22 protein-coding genes are annotated in these 22592 nt (G+C 41.0%); 7 read left to right on the forward strand and 15 right to left on the reverse strand.

The features are described from left to right. Positions 1-121: 121 nt before the first annotated feature. Positions 122-547, forward strand: coding sequence for a GNAT family N-acetyltransferase (locus tag HWV03_RS03960; protein ID WP_211678554.1), 426 nt, complete (start codon positions 122-124; stop codon positions 545-547). A 64-nt stretch (positions 548-611) separates the two neighbouring features. Here the strand turns inward: HWV03_RS03960 and HWV03_RS03965 are convergent, their stop codons facing one another. After that, positions 612-1220 (reverse strand): LysE family translocator, encoded by a 609-nt coding sequence (locus HWV03_RS03965; RefSeq protein WP_211678555.1) that lies wholly within the window; start codon positions 1218-1220, stop codon positions 612-614. A 108-nt stretch (positions 1221-1328) separates the two neighbouring features. On the opposite strand from HWV03_RS03965, the gene HWV03_RS03970 reads away from it, so the two are divergent. Continuing rightward, positions 1329-2255, forward strand: coding sequence for a LysR family transcriptional regulator (locus tag HWV03_RS03970; RefSeq protein WP_211678556.1), 927 nt, complete (start codon positions 1329-1331; stop codon positions 2253-2255). Between the two features lie 6 nt (positions 2256-2261). Here the strand turns inward: HWV03_RS03970 and HWV03_RS03975 are convergent, their stop codons facing one another. From HWV03_RS03975 to metK, 4 genes are all read right to left on the reverse strand, one after another. Then, entirely contained in the window at positions 2262-3020 is a 759-nt protein-coding gene (locus HWV03_RS03975) for an endonuclease I family protein (RefSeq protein ID WP_211678557.1), read from the reverse strand. A gap of 212 nt (positions 3021-3232) precedes the next feature. Further along, entirely contained in the window at positions 3233-3463 is a 231-nt protein-coding gene (locus tag HWV03_RS03980) for a hypothetical protein (protein WP_211678558.1), read from the reverse strand. A gap of 125 nt (positions 3464-3588) precedes the next feature. Further along, the gene (locus tag HWV03_RS03985; RefSeq protein WP_211678559.1) at positions 3589-4122 is read right to left on the reverse strand and encodes a SprT family zinc-dependent metalloprotease; all 534 of its coding nucleotides are present in this window, start codon (positions 4120-4122) and stop codon (positions 3589-3591) included. Between the two features lie 96 nt (positions 4123-4218). Continuing rightward, entirely contained in the window at positions 4219-5370 is a 1152-nt protein-coding gene (gene metK, locus HWV03_RS03990; protein ID WP_211678560.1) for a methionine adenosyltransferase, read from the reverse strand. Between the two features lie 249 nt (positions 5371-5619). On the opposite strand from metK, the gene HWV03_RS03995 reads away from it, so the two are divergent. Further along, positions 5620-6222, forward strand: coding sequence for a YfaZ family outer membrane protein (locus tag HWV03_RS03995; protein ID WP_255547058.1), 603 nt, complete (start codon positions 5620-5622; stop codon positions 6220-6222). Between the two features lie 75 nt (positions 6223-6297). Here the strand turns inward: HWV03_RS03995 and clcA are convergent, their stop codons facing one another. Then, a complete protein-coding gene (gene clcA, locus HWV03_RS04000; RefSeq protein ID WP_211678561.1) occupies positions 6298-7707 on the reverse strand; it encodes a H(+)/Cl(-) exchange transporter ClcA in 1410 nt (469 codons plus the stop codon). A gap of 452 nt (positions 7708-8159) precedes the next feature. Between clcA and tkt the strand changes: the two genes are divergently transcribed. Beyond that, positions 8160-10148 (forward strand): transketolase, encoded by a 1989-nt coding sequence (gene tkt, locus HWV03_RS04005; RefSeq protein ID WP_075532598.1) that lies wholly within the window; start codon positions 8160-8162, stop codon positions 10146-10148. Positions 10149-10305: 157 nt separating this feature from the next. On the opposite strand, the gene panD is transcribed toward tkt, so the two are convergent. The 9 genes from panD to HWV03_RS04050 form a co-directional block, all read right to left on the reverse strand. After that, a complete protein-coding gene (gene panD / locus HWV03_RS04010) occupies positions 10306-10686 on the reverse strand; it encodes an aspartate 1-decarboxylase (protein ID WP_067039560.1) in 381 nt (126 codons plus the stop codon). A gap of 175 nt (positions 10687-10861) precedes the next feature. Continuing rightward, entirely contained in the window at positions 10862-11713 is an 852-nt protein-coding gene (panC, locus tag HWV03_RS04015) for a pantoate--beta-alanine ligase (RefSeq protein ID WP_211678562.1), read from the reverse strand. 104 nt (positions 11714-11817) lie between these two features. Next, positions 11818-12612: a 3-methyl-2-oxobutanoate hydroxymethyltransferase gene (gene panB / locus HWV03_RS04020; RefSeq protein ID WP_211678563.1), complete on the reverse strand. Its 795-nt coding sequence runs from the start codon at positions 12610-12612 to the stop codon at positions 11818-11820. Between the two features lie 18 nt (positions 12613-12630). Beyond that, positions 12631-13158, reverse strand: a complete 528-nt coding sequence (gene folK, locus HWV03_RS04025; protein ID WP_371816349.1) for a 2-amino-4-hydroxy-6-hydroxymethyldihydropteridine diphosphokinase — start codon at positions 13156-13158, stop codon at positions 12631-12633. 4 nt (positions 13159-13162) lie between these two features. Continuing rightward, on the reverse strand, positions 13163-14623 hold the full coding sequence (gene pcnB, locus HWV03_RS04030; protein WP_211678564.1) for a polynucleotide adenylyltransferase PcnB: 1461 nt from the start codon (positions 14621-14623) through the stop codon (positions 13163-13165). Positions 14624-14804: 181 nt separating this feature from the next. Beyond that, entirely contained in the window at positions 14805-15683 is an 879-nt protein-coding gene (gene gluQRS / locus HWV03_RS04035) for a tRNA glutamyl-Q(34) synthetase GluQRS (RefSeq protein ID WP_211678565.1), read from the reverse strand. A gap of 84 nt (positions 15684-15767) precedes the next feature. Further along, positions 15768-16211 carry an RNA polymerase-binding protein DksA gene (gene dksA / locus HWV03_RS04040; protein ID WP_211678566.1) on the reverse strand — a complete coding sequence of 148 codons (444 nt, stop codon included), beginning with the start codon at positions 16209-16211 and terminating at the stop codon, positions 15768-15770. 154 nt (positions 16212-16365) lie between these two features. Next, on the reverse strand, positions 16366-17073 hold the full coding sequence (gene sfsA, locus HWV03_RS04045) for a DNA/RNA nuclease SfsA (RefSeq protein WP_211678567.1): 708 nt from the start codon (positions 17071-17073) through the stop codon (positions 16366-16368). Between the two features lie 112 nt (positions 17074-17185). Continuing rightward, positions 17186-18445, reverse strand: coding sequence for a sugar fermentation stimulation protein (locus HWV03_RS04050; protein ID WP_211678568.1), 1260 nt, complete (start codon positions 18443-18445; stop codon positions 17186-17188). Positions 18446-18558: 113 nt separating this feature from the next. Between HWV03_RS04050 and hrpB the strand changes: the two genes are divergently transcribed. From hrpB to HWV03_RS04065, 3 genes are all read left to right on the forward strand, one after another. Beyond that, entirely contained in the window at positions 18559-21054 is a 2496-nt protein-coding gene (gene hrpB / locus HWV03_RS04055; RefSeq protein WP_211678569.1) for an ATP-dependent helicase HrpB, read from the forward strand. Positions 21055-21129: 75 nt separating this feature from the next. Beyond that, positions 21130-22080, forward strand: coding sequence for a 23S rRNA (adenine(1618)-N(6))-methyltransferase RlmF (gene rlmF, locus HWV03_RS04060; protein WP_211678570.1), 951 nt, complete (start codon positions 21130-21132; stop codon positions 22078-22080). Positions 22081-22167: 87 nt separating this feature from the next. Continuing rightward, positions 22168-22458: a DUF1294 domain-containing protein gene (locus tag HWV03_RS04065; RefSeq protein ID WP_211678571.1), complete on the forward strand. Its 291-nt coding sequence runs from the start codon at positions 22168-22170 to the stop codon at positions 22456-22458. The last annotated feature ends 134 nt before the right edge of the window (positions 22459-22592 follow it).

Genomic DNA, 22592 nt, shown 5'->3' on the forward strand with positions numbered 1-22592 from the left:
CTTCATCTTATATTAAAAAATAGAGAGTTAATGATGTTAAATTCATTATTATCAAATAGATAAATCTGTTTAAAGTTAGGATTACTGCGTGTTATTGAAAAAGTGAGAGGGAATCATAATCATGGATAAAGATTATAAAATTAGTGCTAATTTCGCTGATATGGATGTAGATGTCATACACGGATTTATTTCAGGTTCATATTGGGCGAAAGGAATTCCGATGGCTACGTTGCAGCGCTCGCTAGAAAACTCATTATGTTTTGGTGTGTTTACCCAAAAAGGTGAGCAAGTGGGGTTTGCTCGGATGATCACAGACAAAGCAACCTTTGCTTATTTATCTGATGTGTTTGTATTAGAAGCGCATCAAGGTAAAGGGTTAAGTAAATTACTCATGGCGGCTATATTAGATCATCCTGATTTACAGGGACTCAGACGCATGGTGTTAGCCACCAGTGATGCCCATGGTTTGTATCAACAATTTGGTTTTACAGCGCTAGCTGCGCCAGAGGTTTACATGGAACTGCATACGCCGTATTTGTATGAATAAAATTGTTAGCTCTGAATAAAATAGCCTCAGTCCTGTAGTCGAGGCTAATATTATTTATTTGCGATTACTTCAGTGCGAGTAATGCGCCAAAACTCACAAGCCCAATCCCACATACTTGATTCAATCGTTTTCTAACACGTAATAATCGTGTCTGTAATGCCGCCGAAGTAAATAATATCGCGACGATGGCAAACCATATTCCATGTAGGGCAATCATATAAAAACCGTAGATGAAGGCGTTGGTATTGTCATTTGAGTCTGGAGAGATGACTTGGCTAAACACACTTAAGAAAAACAACATTGTTTTAGGGTTTAATACATTACACAGAAAACCTTGAGCTAGATATTGCCAATTTTTGTTTTTACGTTGTTCTGCCGACGTGGTATTTAATGGACTATTTGCCGAGTAAATACCTTTGATACCAAGGTAGATCAAATAGCCTGCACCAGCGTAGCGGATCATGTTATATAAAAATTCATTCTGTGAGATTAAATAGCTAATACCAAACATTGAATAACTGATGTGCACGCAGATTGCGAGGCTAAGACCTAGCGCGGTAAAAATACCGGCTTTACGCCCATCATTAATACTGGTTTTTAACACTAAAACAAAGTCAGCCCCCGGACTGATAACGATTAATATGCCTAATATAGCCAGGCTAAATATTTCCATAACGATTCCATTTATGATTCATAATTATTGATAGGTGTTCATTGTAGCTGAATTACAGCTTCGCTATAATCGAATAGATTTCAATTTATATGTGAGAAAAAATCACCAATGAGGCATTTAAAAGCATTCCATGTTTTTCATGTGGCAGCAGCGCTCGAAAGTTATAGTAAAGCTGCTAACAAGCTGTGTATTACCCATGGTGCGGTGAGTAAGCAGATTAAAACATTAGAAACGCACTTAGCGATAAATCTGTTTTATCGTGAAGGGCGAAATGTGAAATTAACGCCTGCTGGTAAACTATTATCTGGATATACAGAGCAAGCATTTAATGCCTTGGAAGCGGGGGTTCAGCATGTTACTCAGGTTACGCATACACACTTAGAAGTATCGTGTGAGCCAACATTAACAATGCGCTGGTTAATGCCAAGGCTAAGTAATTTTTATCAGGATAATATCGATGCAGATGTTCGATTATCAACAGCTGGTGGCCCTGTGATACTCGGCAGTAATGGGTTGTCGTTGGCAATACGACGAGATGATTTCCCACTATTACATGACTACCAACAGACTCCCTTAGTTGAAGAGTGGGTTGGCCCTGTCTTTTCTCCTGAATATTGGCAACAGGTACAGAATGACGCTGGTAAGATTAAATTATTACATAGCCAGACTCGGCCGCAGGCTTGGGATAATTGGTTACAAGGTAGCGCTGTATCATCTCTTAAAGTACAAAGTCTGAAGGTGAAAAGCGAACAAACATTCGCACATTTCTATTTCTGTTTACAAGCGGTGGTTGATAACTTAGGGGCGGCAATAGGCTCATACCCCTTAGTCATGGATGATTTGCAACGTGGTAATTTAGTCGCGCCGTTTGGCTTTAAACGTTCAGGTCATCACTATATGTTATTAAGCCAAGGTGACACTTTATTAGAACAAGGCAATACTTTGTTAGGGAAAGATGGCCAGTCTGATGTTTTACAGCGAAACTTCATTGATTGGTTACAACTGAATCTTGCTGCCTGTGTGCCAAATCAATAAATCAGGTTACCAAATACCACGATCTAAACAGGCTGATTTAACAACGCGATTTTCATTACCTTGCAAGCTCTCAATAAGTTGCGTACGTTGACATTCAGTGGCTGTTACAGGGTATTGCTTATCCCATGCTTGCAGTTCACGTTTTTGTCTACCTATGTTGTAGACTGGATAAGCGGCTTCCATATATAAGTAAGCGCGGGCAATCTGGCCTTTGGCATAATCAGGCGGCTGTACCGTTTTATTTTTTATTTTGATTGGGCAGCTGCCGAATTGATTCTTTTCCGTTGTTACTTGTGAAGCAAAATTGTAATTACTGCGTAGTGCATTAACAGCGCCAACCGCGGGATACAAGTTGTACATATCCGCCTGCATATAACGGTAAGCTATATTTACTTTTTCGGCGCAGCGACGACCCTTAAAGCTCTTACCTTTACTATTCACACACGCACTATTACCTTCTAGCCATTCACTGAAATTACGGCCAAAGTTCTCCGCTGGGACGACGTGTTCCCATTCAATTTTTGCCTGGCGTTTCACATGTTTTTGTGATGTAAAACCATTATGGTCGGTGATCTTCTTTGTGCTATTGAAATCAGCCTGGCAATAGATCGTCAGTCTAGGTACATCGGTATATACCTGCCGTTCAAGCATTTTTTTGGCTTTACTAAAGGATTGATTTGTTTGATTTCCATCGTTCGAAGCATTAGAAAAAGAAGGGAATAATAAGGTGGTTGATATAACTATAGTACCGAATTGTTTTAACATTACAGACTGCTCCAATGTAATAATTCAGCATTGTAGCACAACTTAGAATAGACGATAGAATAGTAAAATAATCTTAATTAACGGAGTGTTGACTATGAATAATATTGTTAGAGGTGAGTGTAATATAAAGAAGTTTGACTGTTGAACTAGAGAGGGGGTTTAGATATAAAAAAGAGCAGAAGATAGCAACTGCTCTCTAGGCATCTAAGTGGTTATTTTGCGCGAGAAGCGGCGTAACGTACTGCGATATCTGAATCCGTAAGCATTTTTTCTTTTAACACACCGGACTTTGCCATGAAAATACGTTGAGAGATAGATAAAGCACTCAGATCAAGAGTTCGGGCGATTTGTTCCGCTTGATTTTTGTTACGCTTTAAAACTGCAGCTATCAGTTTTTCCATTTCATAATCGGTAGATCTTGCAGTATCTAACGTTTGAGTCATAACCTAGTTCCCTATCACAATGGTATGTATTGAGTTATTTTATCTGATGAATTTAGATAAATACACCTATATACGTTAATTTTTTAGATAATTATCAAACAAGTTGTCACATCTACAGTTTTAAGTTAATCCATTGTTATTAAATGTTTTATGATTAAACTTTGTTTGCAAGAACGACAAATATATTTGACGCTATCACGGACTATCTTATTATGGCGACGAATTGTTAATAAGTGTTCTGTACAGTGACAAGCATAGGTAAAAGTTTTGCCTTTCACAGTTGAAACATCATATTGGTGCGTAGTTTTGGCTGCGAGATCAAATATTTGATTCATGATTTGTTGCCATTCTTTACCGTGGGGTTTAGTGCGCCCATAAATTTGATAAACCAATAGGTGTGCAACTTCATGTGGCACTGTGTGTGCGATGAAATGCTGTTGGTTTTCTTGTAACAAGATAGAGTTAAAACGTAATTCATTAATTTGTAATCGAGCGCTACCTGCTGCTTTACCACGTTGTTTGAAATTAATGCTTGGTCGGGGGAATGTTTTATTTAACTTTAACTCAGCTTGTTGATAGCAGGTTTCTATTTTATCTAAAACTAATTGTTCTACGGTATGTGAGCTGACATTTTGTTGCAGGAGTAAATCATTAAGCATAGTATTATCTACAAAATCATTTATAAAAAAGGCGCTCTGGTTATGTTACCAAAAGCGCCTCTTTATAATCAACCGTTAGCTAAAAACTAATGTTGACTAAAGACCTGCTGCATCACGTAGGATTTCAGCTTTGTCTGTTGCTTCCCAAGAGAACTCTCTACGACCGAAGTGACCATAAGCAGCTGTATTTTGATAAATAGGGCGCTTAAGATCTAACATTTCGATTAAACCGTGTGGACGTAATTCGAAATGTTCACGAACAAGTTTAACAAGTAGTTCTTCGCTTACTTTACCTGTACCGAATGTTTCAACAGAGATTGACGTTGGTTCTGCAACACCGATCGCGTAAGAAACTTGTATTTCACAACGGTCAGCAAGACCTGCTGCTACGATATTTTTAGCTACATAACGTGCTGCGTATGCTGCACTACGGTCAACTTTTGATGGATCTTTACCAGAGAATGCACCACCACCGTGACGCGCCATACCGCCGTATGTATCAACGATGATTTTACGGCCTGTTAAACCACAGTCACCTACTGGACCACCGATAACGAAACGACCAGTTGGGTTAATGAAGAATTTAGTTTCTTTAGTTAACCATTGTTCAGGTAGTACTGGCTTGATGATTGTTTCCATCACAGCTTCTACTAAATCTGCTTGTTTGATATCTTCAGAGTGTTGAGTTGATAGTACAACTGCATCGATACCAACAATTTTGCCATCATCATAAGCAAATGTGATTTGGCTTTTTGCATCTGGGCGTAACCAAGGAAGCGTGCCACTTTTACGTACTTCAGCTTGGCGTTTAACCAGCTTGTGTGAGTACGTAATCGGAGCTGGCATTAATTCTTCAGTTTCATTGTTTGCATAACCAAACATTAGACCTTGGTCACCAGCGCCTTGCTCTAGTGGATCATCACGGTCAACACCTTGGTTGATGTCTGGAGATTGTTTACCAATTGTGTTTAATACTGCACAAGAGTCGGCGTCAAAACCCATTTCTGAGTTGATATAACCGATTTCACGTACTGTTTTACGGGTGATTTCTTCGATATCAACCCAAGCGTCAGTCGTTACTTCACCACCAACCATCACCATACCTGTTTTAACATAAGTCTCGCAGGCTACTCGTGCTTTTGGGTCTTGAGCGATGATTGCATCAAGTACAGCATCGGAGATTTGGTCTGCAATTTTATCAGGGTGACCTTCTGATACTGACTCAGAGGTAAACAAGTGCTTAGCCATAGTTTTAATTCTCTCTTAATTTAAATACAACCGACGTAATGACGTTCATATGTGTAGATGTTTTAACATCTAGACGGCTATTCTAAACTATTTTACCTGTATTAAGATAGTCCTTAGATCATATTAATTTTGCAAATATGTTTAAAAGTACTATTTAAAGAGAATTTTTGTATATATATGTAATAAATAGTCAATATGAAGTAGCATAGGACGAAAGTATTAAAAGTATGAAGTGACGGGATTTTTTCAATGAGAGAAATTATTCGCTCACTATCATTAAATGTAACTACCACTCTTGCCATTGGGAATAATAAAGTGTCATTGAAAAAATCATTAGTTATCACTGCCGGGTTACTGGCTAGCTTTAGTAGTGCAGCATCAAACATCTCACTTGCCTTCAATAACGATAATATTATTTTGGGCTATGATCTTGAAATGAAAGAAGCGCTAAAGCTAAAAGGTGACTTCCTACAGACTATCGACAATGGTTATACCGCAGATACGGGCCTTTATGCGTTTCAAGATGTTGGTTCAACATTCTTTGAACTTGGCGCGAAAGCCGTAAGAATGGATAACGATAATGGTGATGGTTATGCATTAGCATTTGGCGGTTTAGGTGGCTTACGTTTAACTCAAGAGTTTAGTGTAGAAGCTGGATTCCATTTCAGCCCTGAAATCCTCGCATTTGGTGACACAGAAAATTACACGCAGTGGGCCTTTCGTGCTAACTACGAGTTAATGCCAACAGCAAGTCTCTTTGCTGAGTATAATCATACAACGGTTGAGTATAAAAATATGCCGAAAGAACGTCTAACAAGTGACTTTCTATTTGGTTTGAAATGGATATTCTAAGCCGTTAGAGGCTTTGTAAATATCACGAAAAAGCACCTAGTAGGGTGCTTTTTTATTTCTAGCTTAAATGTGGCATTAACTTGTTGGAGAGCGTGTTGCTGTTATAGCGTTATCTTCTGCTACAGTTTCTTTAGGTAATGACAGCTTTAATAATTCGGCATAAAGCGGCTTACCACCGATTATTTGGGCGACAAACGTTGCGCCAAGACAAGTGATGAGTAAAGGTAGAATCAACTCATAGCTATCCGTCATTTCAACCACTAATACAATACCTGTCACTGGCGCTCTCACTGTCGCGGCAAATAATGCCCCCATCCCTGCTATTGCGTATACCGTTGGTTCGGCTACGAAGCTGGGAAATAGCTCGGCTGCAATAACGCCATAAGCAAGGCCAAATAAAGTACCTAGCGTTAACATTGGGGTAAACACACCGCCAGGTGCGCCCGAAGCAAAACAAGCGATAGTACCGAATAGGCGGATCACAAATAAGCCGACTAAAATAGCCCAAGTAGTTGGCTCTTGAATCATTCTGACCATTAAATCTCTACCGTTACCAGCGGTGTCAGGTGCAAATGACTGTAATAAGGCAAACAGGCAACCAAAGAATACACCAGTAAGAATAATACGGTGCATTTTATTATTTTGTTTACGTTTTAATAATTTTGTACTGTTTATAATCCAGCGATTAAAATACACGCCAATGACACCAAAAATGGACCCTAATAAAAGAAATAGCCAAAGCGAGGTTAGCGGTGGAACGTCAAAATGCATGACTGGCATAACGGCTTCTTGGCCATGAAAAGCGCGCATCACTATGGTGGCAACTGCCGCTGCGAGAGTCACACATTTTATCGATGTCATGTTGTAGCGAAAATGGGGACGCATTTCTTCAATAACAAATAAAATTCCGGCAAGTGGCGCATTAAATGTGGCTGCGAGTCCCGCCGCCGCACCAGCTGCAACAAGGATATGAGTGGCATTGGTATAACGCTTTGCTGTGTCTGCAAACATGCGCCCAATTGTGCCGCCGATTTGAATCGACGGACCTGCACGACCAAAGATCATACCTGAGCTAACGGCTAATGTACCTGCTATAAATTTAACCGGTAATAAGCGACGCCAGCGAATGTCATACATACCATCAAGTGCACCTTCGATATGGGTAATGCCACTGCCAGATGCTTCGGGGGCGAAGCGTAATGTGAGCCAAAATGAAAAACCAACTATAGCACCACTGAGTATCATGATTAACAGTATATTGAGGCTTGGTGGCAGTGCTAAAGGATTGAACATTTGTAATCGTTGGGCGTCAGTCCATAGCACCGCAGCTTCAAATAGGGCGATGATTAAGCCTGTCATCCCGCCAACAAGCGCAGAAATAATAGGCAGCACAATGTAGTCGTGTTTGGCAGAAAGTAATTTTGGACTTGTACGATGCTTACGCAGTGCAGTCTTGAAAAATTTTAAATTGGGCGATTTAGCCATTTTCATGTGCCGTTTGATACAGTGAAAAGAGTGCAAATAACCTCATATCGAGTAATAGCAATTACTGACGTATAACAGCATCGTTCGCGTTATCTATGATCGTTTTCTGCGAAGTTCGTTGTGGAGAATGAATGCGAAAACAGTATAACTAATAAACAGCTTCGATAGTATTTCTTTTTAGTTAGATGTCGTAAAAAAAATGCCGATTAAAAATTATTATTTATGTACAAGGGTCACATTCTTGTTAATAAAATCACAGCATAAGGTTCGTTTGAGTGTTAACATGCCTTCATTCGAAAGTGGTTTGGGTTTGTCTAGAACGTTAATATCCCGACATGAACCTAAAATTCGATAAATCTAAATAAACTAAAAAAACTTGTTATACATAAGATAATTTTATGACAATATAACAGCTTAAAAGTATTTTAAATTAATCTCAGCAGGAGCAAACTATGCCATCTCGTCAAGAGCTAGCGAACGCGATTCGTGCCCTAAGTATGGACGCAGTTCAACAAGCAAATTCAGGCCATCCAGGCGCACCAATGGGCATGGCAGATATTGCCGAAGTATTATGGCGTAAGAACCTTAACCACAACCCAGCAAATCCAAACTGGGTTGACCGTGATCGCTTTATTCTTTCAAACGGTCATGGCTCAATGCTTATTTACTCACTGCTACACCTAACAGGCTATGCATTACCAATTGAAGAATTGAAAAACTTCCGTCAATTACATTCAAAAACACCTGGTCACCCAGAATACGGTTACGCGCCTGGTATTGAGACGACAACTGGTCCACTAGGCCAAGGTATTACTAACGCTGTTGGTATGGCAATTGCTGAAAAAACATTAGCAGCGCAGTTCAACAAACCAGAACATGAAATTGTTGATCACTTCACTTATTCTTTCTTAGGCGATGGCTGTCTAATGGAAGGTATCTCACATGAAGCATGTTCACTTGCAGGCACATTAGGCCTAGGTAAACTAGTTGCATTCTGGGATGACAATGGTATTTCAATTGACGGTGAAGTTGATGGCTGGTTCACTGACGATACAGTGAAACGTTTTGAAGCTTATGGCTGGCATGTCATTTCTGTTGATGGTCATAACAGTGATGAAATCCAAGCGGCAATCGAAGCATCTAAAGCTGAAACATCACGTCCAAGCCTTATCTGTTGTAAAACAGTGATCGGTTTCGGTTCACCAAACAAAGAAGGTACGCATGACTGTCATGGTGCTCCTCTAGGTGACGCAGAAATTATTGCTACACGCGAAAAATTAGGTTGGAAACACCCTGCATTCGAAATTCCTGCAGATATCTATTCTGAATGGGATGCTAATGAAGCTGGCGCACAAGCTGAAGCTGCATGGAATGAAAAATTTGCTGCATATGAAGCTGCATACCCTGAACTAGCAGCAGAATACGCACGTCGTACTTCTGGCGAGTTACCAGCTGATTGGGAAGCTAAAACGTCTGACTACATCAAACAGCTACAAGCTGATTCTGCAAAAGTAGCAACACGTAAAGCATCACAAAACTGTATTGAAGAATTCGGCGCAATGTTACCTGAGTTACTTGGTGGTTCTGCTGATTTAGCGCCATCTAACTTAACGATGTGGTCTGGTACTAAAGCAATCACTGCAGATGATGCGTCAGGTAACTACCTGCATTACGGTGTACGTGAGTTCGGTATGACGGCAATCATTAATGGTATGTCTTTACACGGTGGCTTCACGGCTTACGGTGCTACATTCTTAATGTTCATGGAATATGCGCGTAATGCAATGCGTATGGCTGCTTTGATGAAAGTGCAAAACATTCAAGTTTACACACATGATTCAATTGGCTTAGGTGAAGATGGTCCTACTCACCAACCAGTAGAACAAGTTGCAAGCTTACGTATGACGCCTAATATGAGCGCATGGCGTCCATGTGATTCTGTTGAATCAGCAGTTGCTTGGAAACACGCAATTGAACGTAAAGATGGTCCTACAGCATTAATCTTCAGTCGCCAAGGTCTAACACCTATGCCGCGTACTGATGCACAGTTAGCTAACGTTGCTAAAGGTGGTTACACGCTAGTAGATTGTGATGGTAAACCAGAACTTATTCTTATCTCTACAGGTTCTGAAGTTGAACTTTGTACTAAAGCCGCTGCAGAACTTACTGCAAAAGGCCGTAAGGTACGTGTTGTATCTATGCCAGCTACAGACGTATTTGACAAGCAAGATGCTGCATACCGTGAATCTGTTCTACCGTCTGACGTTGTTAAACGTGTTGCAGTTGAAGCGGGTATCGCTGACTTCTGGCACAAATACACTGGTTTTAACGGTACTATTATCGGTATGACTACATTCGGTGAATCAGCACCTGCTGAGCAACTGTTTGAAATGTTCGGTTTTACTGTTGCAAACGTAGTTGCAGCTGCAGAAGCGCTTTAATTTAAATACCGTGTGCAGATGGCACACTACTTTTAATTAGAGTAACGAAAAAGAGCGCTTAGGTGCTCTTTTTTATTTGTTGTGATAGGGACTAAATTATAGACACAAAAAAACCAGCATGACGCTGGTTTTTCACTATTCCGTATCGGTTTGCGAACTAGGCAACCTGTACTGGAATATCGTTACTTGTACGAACGATGTCATTAACTTGATCAAGATAAACAAGCGAAGGTTTGTGTTGTTTCGCTTCTTCATTGTCCATACGTACGTATGCACAGATAATGATGCGATCACCGACAGCGGCTTTACGTGCTGCTGCGCCGTTCACTGAAATGATTTTCGAACCGCGTTCACCAGCGATAGCGTAAGTCGAAAAGCGCTCACCATTATCAATGTTATAGATATCGATTGCTTCATACTCTAGGATCCCTGACGCATCAAGCATATCTTGATCGATTGCGCATGAACCTTCGTAGTTTAATTCTGCATGTGTTACACGCGCTTGGTGTAATTTACCTTTTAGCATTGTGGTTTGCATTGTTCTAAAACCCATTCCATTAATAGTTTATGAATATACCCAAGGTGTTGATTGTTCATCTTGGAGTCACTTAGGTATACATATATACCGTACAAAATATGTACCGGCGTCCATAGTAGCGTATTTGTTTAATTAGCGCAATTGTACTAGTTGTTAGGTAAAATTGCGCTAATCGTTAGCGTAATTTAATCACTTTATTATCGATTAAACGTGCCTTTCCTAAGAATGCAGCCATTAAAACAACGGCTTGCTGACTGTTTGTCGTGAGACTAGCTAAAGTATCGGCATCAACTATATCAATCGCGTCGGTCTTAAAACCAGCTGCATTAAGCTGTGCGGTGGCTTGCGTGACTAATGCTTTGTTTGCTTGTTCATCAACAGAAACTTGATCTGCAATAGTCTGCATTATATCGGCTAAGAGTGGTGCAACAATACGTTCTTCAGCAGTTAATAGACCATTACGAGAGCTCATCGCCAAGCCTGACTCTTCACGTACAGTCGGTACGCCAACAATTTGAATCGGCATTGCAAGATCGTCGACCATATGACGAATTAACGCCAATTGTTGGAAATCTTTTTCACCAAATAAAGCCACATCAGGTTGTACTAAATTAAATAGTTTAGCCACTATCGTCGATACACCGTTGAAATGACCCGGACGATGCGCGCCTTCAAGTACTTCAGAAATACCTGGTACTTGAATGAACGTTTGTGATGCTAAGCCGTGTGGGTATATGAGTTCAGGTGTTGGCGTAAATACTAAATCGGTATCAACACTTTGTAATGCGCGGCAATCTTGGTCTAATGTACGAGGATAAGCGGCTAAATCGGCAGCTTGGTTAAACTGCATTGGATTAACAAATATACTGACTACAACACGGTCAGCGTATTTTTGCGCTTCTTTAACAAGGGCTAAATGACCATCATGTAAGTTACCCATAGTCGGCACAAATGCGGTGGATAGACCAAGACGGCGCCAAGCGATAACCTGCTCTTTAAGAACATCAATATTTGCAATAATATCCATATATTAATTACCTAATAAAATTGGTAGGGAATGTTGAAAAAGGGGGCGTGCAAATCTTAACTATTTGCTTATAGCCCCTTTATTAATTCAAGAGTGCATGTGAATTATGAGAACATGTGCTCATCGGCAGGAAAAGTCTGTGCGGAAACTTCGCCGATATAAGCGATGATCGCGTTACGCATATCGCCTGTTTCAGCTAAAAAGTTCTTTGAAAATTTAGGTACAAAGCCTTTCGAAATACCGAATGCATCATGCATTACTAAGATTTGACCATCTGTATCGCGACCCGCGCCAATACCAATGACAGGGATAGTTAAGGCTTCAGAAATACGTTTTGCTAACGGTGCAGGGATACACTCTACAACTAATAGTTGGATGCCTGCAGCTTGTAATGAAAGTGCATGTTCGACCATTTCATCCGCTTTATCTTGTGCTCGCCCTTGTACTTTAAAACCGCCAAAAACGTGGACTGATTGTGGTGTTAAGCCAAGATGACCGCACACTGGGATACCGCGTTCTGTCAGTGCCGCAACACTCTCAACTAACCATTCACCACCTTCAACTTTAACCATGTTTGCACCCGCTTGCATGAGGGTTGTCGCATTGGTCAAGGTCTGTTCTTTGGTGGCATAACTCATAAATGGCATATCTGCGATAACCAGTGAGTTGGTCGCGCCTGCACGTACACAGCGGGTATGATAAGCAATATCTGTAACAGTAACAGGTAGCGTATCATTGTGGCCTTGCAGTACCATGCCCATCGAATCGCCAACTAATAATACTGGCACTCCGGCTTCGTCAAATAATGCAGAAAAACTCGCATCATAAGCGGTGATACTGGCAAACTTTTGTCCTGCTTGTTTCATTTTAAGCAGTTTAGATACGGTAACTTTACTCATTATAAATCCTTCTTCACATTACTCTATGTTTTGATAAATAGCTAAGTCATTACGCGGACAGGCCTTAAGTAAGTCTGACAATACCTGACCACAAGGTAATTGTAATTGTGGTGCTATTTCTGCTAATGGGTAGAGTACAAATTCACGCTCTTTCATGCCGTAATGCGGCACGGTTAAACGGGGTGTACTCATGATGTAATCACCGTATAGTAAGATATCTAAATCGAGGGTTCTTGCTCCCCAATGTTCTTTACGTACACGGCCTTGCTCATTTTCAATCTGCTGTAGCGCATCAAGTAATTCAATTGGCGCTAAACGGGTGTCGACACAGGCAACCGCATTAATATAATCAGGTTGTTCTTGTGGTCCCATTGGCTTACTTGCATACAGGGATGATACCGAAATAAAACGACTTTCCGTTAGTGCTTCTAGCGTTGTTATCGCTTCTTTGGCTTGCGCTACTGGATCGGCAAGATTACTGCCGATCGCGATATAACAGCGGGTATAGTCTTGCTTGTTAATATCATGTTTTTTTAGAGTTGACATACTATTAAGCATCACTGTCGCTCACAGGTTTTTTCTTTTTAGCGCGACGAGGACGTGTTTTTTTACCAACAGGTGCATTTAATTCTTTAATTAAGTTCTGACGGCCAGTGGCATTCGCAGTTTGGTAATCGCGCCACCATTGAGTTACTTCGACTAAGTCGCCACCTTGGATTTCTGCGCGCATTTCTAAGAAATCAAAACCTGCACGGAATTTTAAGTGTTCGAAGGCTTTTTCTGCACGTTTGCCTTGGCGGCGTGGTAAACGGCCTTGTAAATGCCAAATATCACGGATTGTTGAAGTAAAGCGACGTGGAATTGCAATACTCTTAATTTGGGAATCCAGCGCGTCATTCATTGCTAATAACAAAGCATCGCTGTAGTTAAGACCACTGTCAATAACGCGTTCTTCAGCCATCGCTTCCAGTGGATACCATAACATTGCGGCATATAAATAAGCGGGCGTTACACGCTTACCAGCATTAATGCGACGGTCTGTATTCTCTAACGCAATTTGGATGAATTTATCACAGTTACTTGAACCGTCTTCATTTTGATACTTGCTAACCAGCGGGAACAATGGTTGGAATAAGCCATGCTCTTTCATTAATTTATAAGTTGTTAAACCCTGACCATTTAAGAATAGTTTTAATGTTTCTTCAAATAAACGGGCTGCGGGAATACTTTGTAGTAAGTTCGCCATGCGTTTAATTGGTTCCGCTGCATCTGGGCTGATCTGCATATCTAGTTTTGCGGAAAAACGCACTGCACGTAACATACGTACTGGATCTTCACGGTAACGAGTCTCTGGATCACCAATTAAACGTAGTTGTTTACTTTGTAAATCGGCAAGGCCGCCAGCAAAGTCATAAACAGCACGGTCGGCAATGTTGTAGTAAAGTGCATTAACGGTAAAGTCACGACGTTCAGCATCTTCACTGATGGTGCCGTAGACGTTATCACGTAACAACATGCCACCATCAGACTGCTTTGATGTTTGTTGATTTTGTTCTTTTTCTTTTTCTTCTACGTGATGACCACGGAAGGTTGCAACTTCGATCATGTCACGGCCAAATAAGATGTGGGCAAGACGAAAGCGACGGCCAACTAAACGGCAGTTATGGAATAATTTTTTGATTTGTTCTGGCTCGGCATTGGTCGCGATATCAAAATCTTTTGGCTCTTGACCAATAAAAATATCACGCACACCACCACCGACAAGGTAAGCTTGATAGCCCGACTTGTGTAAACGATAGAGTACTTTTAGGGCGTTTTCACTAATTAAGTTATGGTTTATAGGGTGTTGACCCTTCTCCAGTTTCAGTTCATTTAATCCCAAATGCTGTACATCTTGTTGTACTACTGGCACAACAGACGTATTAGAATGAGTATCTTCAGGTGTTTTTTTACTCTGTGCATCACGATCTTTGCGTGTCTTTGACGCTGTTTCAGAGGCCGTTTCTTTCACATCTGATGTTTGATCTATCTGTTTTCTGCTTAGTATATTTTTACAGAATTTAGTGATTTGAGTGAAAATGGTACACCTCGAATTAATAGTAAAATAGGTTGAATTATTTATGCCGCCATATAATAGCGCTGCATTGATAAAATGACAAAGATTGTTGACGAAATTTAGTATTAATCTTGCCTTATTGGCTTAATACGATTGATTTCTGTCTGGGTAGGTTTTTGACGGACCAATGTTCTGCACCCCATTGTAATAGGTGGGGTACAGATAGATCTTGAAGCTCGTTACACACGGGTAGCGCTAAGAATCGTAATGCATCAATTAAGAGGGCTTTAGCCTGACTGATATCTAAGCCGGGCGCATGATTCTGTTTACTCAATTTAGAGCCATCGGCATTACTGACTAAAGGCAAATGTAAATATGATGGTGCTGGCTGGGAAAATTGTTCAAACAGGTATAATTGTCGCCCTGTTGGTTCAATTAAATCAGCGCCGCGCACCACTTGGGTTATACCTTGGTAAATATCATCCACGACCACGGCAAGATTATAAGCAAAAAAGCCATCTTTACGATGAATAATAAAGTCTTCTGCAGCGAGTGCTTTCTCGATATCTATTTTACCATGTAACTCATCCATAAAATGATTAACTGGCACTGTTGTCGTTACCCGCAAGGCGGCATTATCTGCAGTAAGCTGTTTGTGCTTACAGTGTCCTTGATAAAAGGCCCCTTGTGCTTGGATCTGTTTGCGGGTGCAATGACAGTAGTAAGTTAAACCTTGCTGGTTAAGCTGGGCAATGGCTTCTTGATAAGCAGAAGTGCGCTGGCTTTGATAGATAACATCACCATCCCAATGTAAACCAAAGGCATCGAGTGTTGTTAAGATATTCGCTGCTGCCCCTGTAATTTCTCTAGGGGGATCGAGATCTTCAATGCGTACTAACCAAGTACCTTGGTTAGATTTTGCTTGTAAATAGCTGCCAACAGCAGCGATCAGGGAACCAAAATGTAATGGTCCTGAAGGTGAGGGCGCAAAGCGTCCTACATAGCTATTAGACATAAATAGGGTTCTTTAAATAAAAAAGGCTACAAATAGAAAGAGGGCTAATAAGCCCTCAATAAAATAATGTCAGTTGAAAACTGATTAGCCAACCATTTGCTTTTCTTTAATTTCAGCAAGCGTTTTGCAGTCAATACATTGGTCTGCAGTTGGTCGTGCTTCTAAACGACGGATACCAATTTCGATACCACAAGTGTCGCAAAAACCGAATTCATCATTTTCAATTAATTGAAGTGTTTTTTCGATTTTTTTGATCAGTTTACGTTCACGATCACGTGCTCGAAGTTCTAAGCTAAATTCTTCTTCCTGGGCTGCTCGATCTACAGGATCTGGGAAGTTTGACGCTTCATCCTTCATATGAACCACTGTGCGATCAACTTCTTCACGTAGTTCATTTCGCCAAGCACTTAAAATGTTTTTAAAGTGTTCGCGTTGCTTCTCGCCCATGTATTCTTCACCAGGCTGTTCTTGGTAAGCTTCAACACCTGCGATGGCTAAAACACCGAGTAATTTTTTCGCTTCAGGCATGCTATCTCTCCTAGTCCGCATTACGCCATAATATTACAGAGCACTGCTAAGCAATATTTATGGGCGGTATAAATACCAGAAACACACAAACTGCGCAAACTAAACTGGTAAATTGTTCACCAACACCCTCTTTCGGGTTAGTTTTGCTGTGACATTAGTCACAGTTGAATGAAATTTGTTCTATCAACGTAATTTCGTGTTTTTCTATTGTACTCGCGTATGCAAATACTTCAACTCCTTGGTAAATTGCCTGCTTAACAAGATTACTATAGTCTTTATCTAAGTGTTTAGCAGGTTTTAGCGCCTTAATTCCGGTGTGCTGAATTACAAATAATAATACCGCTCGGTGTCCGTTTTTCTTTACAGTCATCAGCTCTCTTAAGTGTTTTTGTCCTCGGACACTGACAGTATCGGGAAAATAACCACAGCCATTCTCTAATAAGCTGGCACTCTTCACTTCGATATAGCATTTACCGCGTTTAGTATCATCGAGTAAAATATCAATCCGGCTATTTTCATTACCGTATTTTACTTCGGTGGTCAGATTTTCGTAGCCCGTTAGCTGTGATATAGCAGCCGATTGAATTGCTTCTTTGGCTAATTGGTTGGCTCTGGCTGTATTGATACAAATCAAATCGCCATTGGCTTTTTCGGTAAGCTCCCAAGAGCGTGAATATTTACGCTTTGGATTATCTGAGGTTGAGTACCAGATGGTATCGCCTGGGTCACCACAGCCTGTCATTGCTCCGGTATTAGCACAGTGAATAGTAACTTCTTCACCATTTTCAAGAATTACATCGGCTAAAAATCGCTTGTAGCGTTTAATTAACGTGGCGGACTGTAAGGGCGTCGGATAATGCATAATCAGCTCATTAGTTGGAAAACAGCCTAGAGCATAATAATTTTTGGAAAAGAAAGCCATAGGCAACCAGAGGGTTACAACATCATGGCTGCCTATCGCAGTCGAAAGATAATTAGTTGAACTTAGACAGATCTCGTCGCCACTGTTTGTCTTCTTCACTCGCAGGTTTTTGCCATATTTGTTTTACATTGACGGTCAGTTGGCCATTAATCTCATTGGCATTGAGGGTGAATGTTAGCGGGTTAGCGATATTGGGCTGTGATAAAATCTGTTGGTCGTTAAATACTTGCTCGACAATACATATCGAGGTTTTAGCTGGGCTGTCAGCATCGCGAGCGAGTGGGTTATTACAGTTGTTCATCAGATCCCCCCCATTAGGATACAGCACTCCTAACATTTGATGCTGGCTACCAATTGAAATATCAAAATAGATTTTTTGACTGGCAAGGTAATTATAGATGTTAGCTGACAGTATCGACGGTGCACGCTCTTTTTCGTTATAAAACCGGGACAGTTTTAAATACGTAGAGCTGCCACCGGGGGCTGTTGCATCGGCAGAACGCACATATTTATGTAATATACGCATATGGTGTATAGGGAGAGTCCAGCCAACTTGCACTTGGACTTTAACATCGCCATTATCCAGTTCTTCAACATTGATGATGCGTGTTCGTACTTTGGTATTGAGAATCGGGTCAATGACTTCTGCGTCAATACTATCCCGTACTTTTAATAACTGGGTTAGATTGAATTGCGGGCTATGACCGTGAGCTGAAAACAGGCGTTTTACATCATCAAGTACCGATGTAAGCTGCATGATTTGATGGTCTTGTTGGCGTATTAATCGTGCGCTTTGCTGCGTTGATATTTGTTGTTCAGCAATGGCTAATTTGATCTCACCTAAATTTTTTAAATTATTATCGAATTCGTTATCTAGGGTGATCAGACTTTTTTCTACCTTGGGACTGTTACGTAATGTGGCGATGCTTTGGCCAATGTAATGCTCATCGAATGTTGCCCGTATTTGCTGCACTACAAATATCTGACCTTTATATACATCTTTATCTTTGACTATCTGCGGTTTGTTTTGTGGCGTGATTTTCATATAAGTGGCTTGAATAATAGGTACGTATTGTTTGTAGTTAGTCAGATTGACGGGCTTGTTCATGAATTGATAATTACGTACATTAAAGCTAGCTTTGATACGGGCTTTTTCTTGCATAATTTGTTTGGCACTGGCAATACTTTCGCCATTGGTGAGTTGATGGGTAATGGTATATGTTTCCGACCAAAAGCCAATGTGAGCCATTGCGGTATGGTTATAACTGAGAGTGAATAATAAGGATAAAAAAAGTGACGTAGATAGGCGCATAGTAAATTCCTTTTGCTATTGCTTATAAATAATAGACTTAAATTTAATGAATGGTGTTTTTAGGGTAAAATCGAACGATTACTGATTAATTTATTTTATTCTGAGAGGCCTTTGTGGCAGCGTTACCGATCACTACCGTATTACCCGATTTATTTACGGCCTTAAAATCATCTAATCAAGTTATCTTGCAAGCACCACCAGGTGCTGGTAAATCAACCTTATTACCACTTAAATTACTGCAAGAGAATATCTTCAGTGGTCGAATTTTAATGTTAGAACCAAGGCGTCTTGCTGCGCGTAATATTGCTATATTTATGGCCTCTAAGTTACAACAAAAAGTCGGAGAAGATGTTGGTTATCGTATGCGTGGTGATACTAAAGTGTCGAAATCAACACGGTTGGAAGTGGTAACTGAAGGGATCTTAACTAGGATGATCCAGCAAGACCCGGAACTCCGCGATTATGATCTCATTATATTTGATGAATTTCACGAACGCTCACTCAATGCTGATATCGGTTTAGCATTTGCGCTCGAAGTGCAACAAGGCTTACGCGATGATTTAAATCTATTAGTGATGTCGGCAACGCTCGACAGCGAAGGGCTACAGAAAATGTTGCCAGAGGCGAAACTATTGACGGCAGAAGGGCGTTGTTTCCCTGTTTCTTATAGTTATCACCCGATGAACTTACAGCGTAGTACGATTAAACAAGCGTTGCCGGGCGCGATAACCGCAACGGTTAAATTAGCGCTACAGCAGCAGGGCGGTAATATTCTGGTATTTTTGCCTGGGGTGAGTGAAATTAAACGTTGCCAGCAACAGTTACAAGAATTAGTTAATGCGAATCTACAAGTACTGCCCTTATATGGTCAATTAACGCAACAGCAGCAACAGGCAGCAATTAATCCTATCGCCGCAGGGCAACGCAAGATTGTATTGGCAACCAATATAGCCGAAACCTCATTAACCATTGAAGGTATTTCGGTGGTGATTGATTCTGGCCTTGAGCGCCGAGTTAGCTTCTCCCCACGCTCGGGGGTCAGCAGATTGCAGACCAGACGCATAAGCCAAGCATCAGCAACTCAGCGAGCAGGGCGTGCGGGGCGTTTACAAGCAGGGCATTGTTATCGTTTATGGCGTGAAGAAGATCACAGCCGCTTAGACGCACAAATCGAACCAGAAATTATTGCCGCTGATTTAACTTCAACCTGCTTAGAACTTAAGGTATGGGGGGTCAATAGCTTTACGGAACTGTCATTACTCGATCAGCCTTCATTGGCAAATGTGCAATATGCTGAATCGTTATTAACCGAACTTGGCGCTCTAGATGCGGGGAGTTGCAGTCAACATGGCCAAGCATTGGCTGAATTTGGTATGTCACCACGGTTAGCACATATGCTGTTGACGGCAAAAGTGTGGGAAAGTGAACTGCCGGGTATTAGTTGGTTAGCCTGTAGATTAATCGCATTACTTGAAGGCAGTGAACGCTTACCACTTGATTTGGATTTTGTATTGCAACAAATGGCATCGGGGCAATTTAAACAAGCACAACGTCAAGCACTGCAATGGGCACAACGTTTTAGCTTTGTGGGAAGCAGCAGTCAGTGTCGAAACACGAATGCTTATGCCGGGTTATTATTAGCGTTAGCGTATCCAGACCGTATCGCACAGCGTCGTGATAATACAGGACGAGGGCAAGACGTGCGTTATATGTTAAGCAACGGACTCGGAGTTAAATTGATGACGGATGCCAGTTTAGCCAGTGCCGAATTATGCGTTGTCGCTGACCTGTCATTAACCGAACAAGGCGCCGATGCCATGGTGTATAACGCTTGTGAAGTTGATTTAGCGGAGTTACAAACTTGGTTACCGCAATTATTTAAGCCACAAGCATTTGTACAATGGGATTTAAAAGCCCAAAAATTGATTGCCGAGCAGCGTCAATGTTTAGGTAAGTTGGTATTATCTCGCCAAGTATTAACTGATATAACGCCAGCACAAAAACAAACGGCAGTACTGACCGGTATCCGCAAAGCCGGGTTATCGGTATTACCTTGGAATGATCAAAGTAAAGCATTGCTCACCCGATTACGTTGTGCGCATTTATGGTTAGCGGAAGTGGGTTTTGTTGATTACAGTGATGAAGCCTTAATTGACGGTCTAGAAAACTGGTTACTGCCGTACTTAACAGGCGTAACTGGGCCTGCGCAGATGAAAAAAATACCGTTAACAGATGCGTTGTTATCACGTTTGGAGTGGTCGCTACAGCAGCGTTTGGATAAAGAGTTACCCACTCATTTTACAGTGCCAACAGGTTCAAAAATTAAGTTACGTTATAATGATAATGCCGCGCCGAGTTTACCCGTGCGTATTCAAGAGATGTTTGGTCAAGCCAATAAACCTGCGGTAGCCAATGGCCGGGTGCCGATTGTGATTGAATTACTGTCACCAGCGATGCGTCCGTTACAAATTACCCAAGATTTATTGGGCTTTTGGAGTGGCAGTTATGCCGAGGTTAAAAAAGAAATGAAAGGCCGGTATCCGAAACATTATTGGCCAGATAATCCTTTGGAAGCGATGCCGACACGACGTGTTAAAAAACATATGTAGGAAAGCAGCAATAGTTATTCGTAATCTGCTATTATCTCGCAGAGTTCGTTTCAGACAAATAAAAGAAGATTTATCATGACTAAAAAAATCGCTACATTGCATCCCCGTAATCCACATCAGGGACGTTATGATTTAACAGCCTTAGTTAAAACATACCCAGCGTTAAAAGCGTACATAACGCTAAATCCTCGTGGAGAAGAAACGGTCGATTTTAGTGATGATAAAGCCGTCGTTTGCTTGAACAGTGCATTATTGGCCCATTTTTACCAAGTACCAAATTGGCAGATTCCAACAGGTTATTTATGTCCGCCAATCCCTGGACGTGCGGATTACATTCACTATATTGCCGATCTACTGGCAGAAATGAATAATGGTGACGTACCAACAGGTAAGCGTGTTAAAGCGTTAGACATTGGTACTGGCGCTAACTGTATTTATCCTATTCTTGGTCATCGCAGCTATGGCTGGGGTTTTGTGGGTACTGATATTGATACGGTAGCAGCAAAAACAGCGAATGTGATCGTGCAAGCAAACCCAAGCTTAAATAAAGCGATTAAGATTGTATTGAAAAAAACGCCAGGTAGTACCTTTAAAGGCGTCATCAAATATAACGACAAATATGCGGTGACAGTTTGTAATCCGCCGTTCCATGCATCAATGGAAGATGCGGCAGCAGGTACTGAGCGTAAGATTAACAACCTGCACAAAGGTAAGGCTGCGCCAGCCAATACCACGAAGTTGAATTTCGGTGGTCAGAACACTGAGCTTTGGTGTGAAGGTGGCGAATTACGCTTTGTTAAAGACATGGCGAAAGAAAGTAAAGATTTCGCTGAACAAGTATGTTGGTTCACAAGTCTTATCTCAAAGGGTGAGCATATCGAAGAGCTTGAACAACATTTACACACGTTAGGTGCAAAACAAATCCGCGTGATCCCTATGTCGCAAGGTCAAAAAGTCAGTCGTATATTAGCGTGGAGCTTTATGGATACTGATGAACAACTGCAATGGGCTACCGATAACTGGTAGTCGACGTTATATTTAGGTAGATTAATACGGCAAGCATCGCGCTTGCCGTTTTTATATCTGAGGATACTTTTATTTAAGGTAAATAATATGTTGGTATGGTTAGGTTACAGCTATTTAATATTGAGCATCATTACCCTATTGGTATATGGCAAAGATAAATGGGCGGCTAAACGGCAGGGATGGCGTACACCAGAGCGTACATTGCACTTGTTGGCGCTGTTCGGAGGTTGGCCTGGTGCGCTCGTCGGCCAAAAATTGTTTTCTCATAAAAAAAGTAAAATCAGTTTCAAACGTATTTTTTGGTTAACGGTTGCTGGTAATGTATTAATTGTATTCGTAATTTTTCAAATTGATCCGAGTTATGTGATTGTTGGTTAGTTTTAGATACTAAAACTTTTGCCTGATTTACACATATTTACGTTATCTATACTATGCCTTTGTTTTGTTGTGTTATACCATTTCGGCCTTATTATGCTAATTACTACTATTTTGAACGAAGACTGGGTATTCAT

Source organism: Moritella sp. 36 (genome assembly GCF_018219415.1).
In the GTDB taxonomy this organism is placed as follows: Bacteria; Pseudomonadota; Gammaproteobacteria; order Enterobacterales; family Moritellaceae; genus Moritella.

What these genes read in the sequence shown, in the direction of transcription:
- HWV03_RS03970 (WP_211678556.1), top strand. Translation starts at nt 1,329, where the DNA reads ATGAGGCATTTAAAAGCATTCCATGTTTTTCATGTGGCAGCAGCGCTC.
- panC (WP_211678562.1), bottom strand. Translation starts at nt 11,713, where the DNA reads ATGGATATTATTGCAAATATTGATGTTCTTAAAGAGCAGGTTATCGCT.
- rlmF (WP_211678570.1), top strand. Translation starts at nt 21,130, where the DNA reads ATGACTAAAAAAATCGCTACATTGCATCCCCGTAATCCACATCAGGGA.
- HWV03_RS03965 (WP_211678555.1), bottom strand. Translation starts at nt 1,220, where the DNA reads ATGGAAATATTTAGCCTGGCTATATTAGGCATATTAATCGTTATCAGT.
- folK (WP_371816349.1), bottom strand. Translation starts at nt 13,158, where the DNA reads ATGTCAACTCTAAAAAAACATGATATTAACAAGCAAGACTATACCCGC.
- sfsA (WP_211678567.1), bottom strand. Translation starts at nt 17,073, where the DNA reads ATGCATTATCCGACGCCCTTACAGTCCGCCACGTTAATTAAACGCTAC.
- dksA (WP_211678566.1), bottom strand. Translation starts at nt 16,211, where the DNA reads ATGCCTGAAGCGAAAAAATTACTCGGTGTTTTAGCCATCGCAGGTGTT.
- HWV03_RS04050 (WP_211678568.1), bottom strand. Translation starts at nt 18,445, where the DNA reads ATGCGCCTATCTACGTCACTTTTTTTATCCTTATTATTCACTCTCAGT.
- tkt (WP_075532598.1), top strand. Translation starts at nt 8,160, where the DNA reads ATGCCATCTCGTCAAGAGCTAGCGAACGCGATTCGTGCCCTAAGTATG.
- HWV03_RS03975 (WP_211678557.1), bottom strand. Translation starts at nt 3,020, where the DNA reads ATGTTAAAACAATTCGGTACTATAGTTATATCAACCACCTTATTATTC.
- panB (WP_211678563.1), bottom strand. Translation starts at nt 12,612, where the DNA reads ATGAGTAAAGTTACCGTATCTAAACTGCTTAAAATGAAACAAGCAGGA.
- panD (WP_067039560.1), bottom strand. Translation starts at nt 10,686, where the DNA reads ATGCAAACCACAATGCTAAAAGGTAAATTACACCAAGCGCGTGTAACA.
- gluQRS (WP_211678565.1), bottom strand. Translation starts at nt 15,683, where the DNA reads ATGTCTAATAGCTATGTAGGACGCTTTGCGCCCTCACCTTCAGGACCA.
- HWV03_RS03995 (WP_255547058.1), top strand. Translation starts at nt 5,620, where the DNA reads ATGAGAGAAATTATTCGCTCACTATCATTAAATGTAACTACCACTCTT.
- HWV03_RS04065 (WP_211678571.1), top strand. Translation starts at nt 22,168, where the DNA reads ATGTTGGTATGGTTAGGTTACAGCTATTTAATATTGAGCATCATTACC.
- HWV03_RS03960 (WP_211678554.1), top strand. Translation starts at nt 122, where the DNA reads ATGGATAAAGATTATAAAATTAGTGCTAATTTCGCTGATATGGATGTA.
- metK (WP_211678560.1), bottom strand. Translation starts at nt 5,370, where the DNA reads ATGGCTAAGCACTTGTTTACCTCTGAGTCAGTATCAGAAGGTCACCCT.
- HWV03_RS03985 (WP_211678559.1), bottom strand. Translation starts at nt 4,122, where the DNA reads ATGCTTAATGATTTACTCCTGCAACAAAATGTCAGCTCACATACCGTA.
- HWV03_RS03980 (WP_211678558.1), bottom strand. Translation starts at nt 3,463, where the DNA reads ATGACTCAAACGTTAGATACTGCAAGATCTACCGATTATGAAATGGAA.
- clcA (WP_211678561.1), bottom strand. Translation starts at nt 7,707, where the DNA reads ATGGCTAAATCGCCCAATTTAAAATTTTTCAAGACTGCACTGCGTAAG.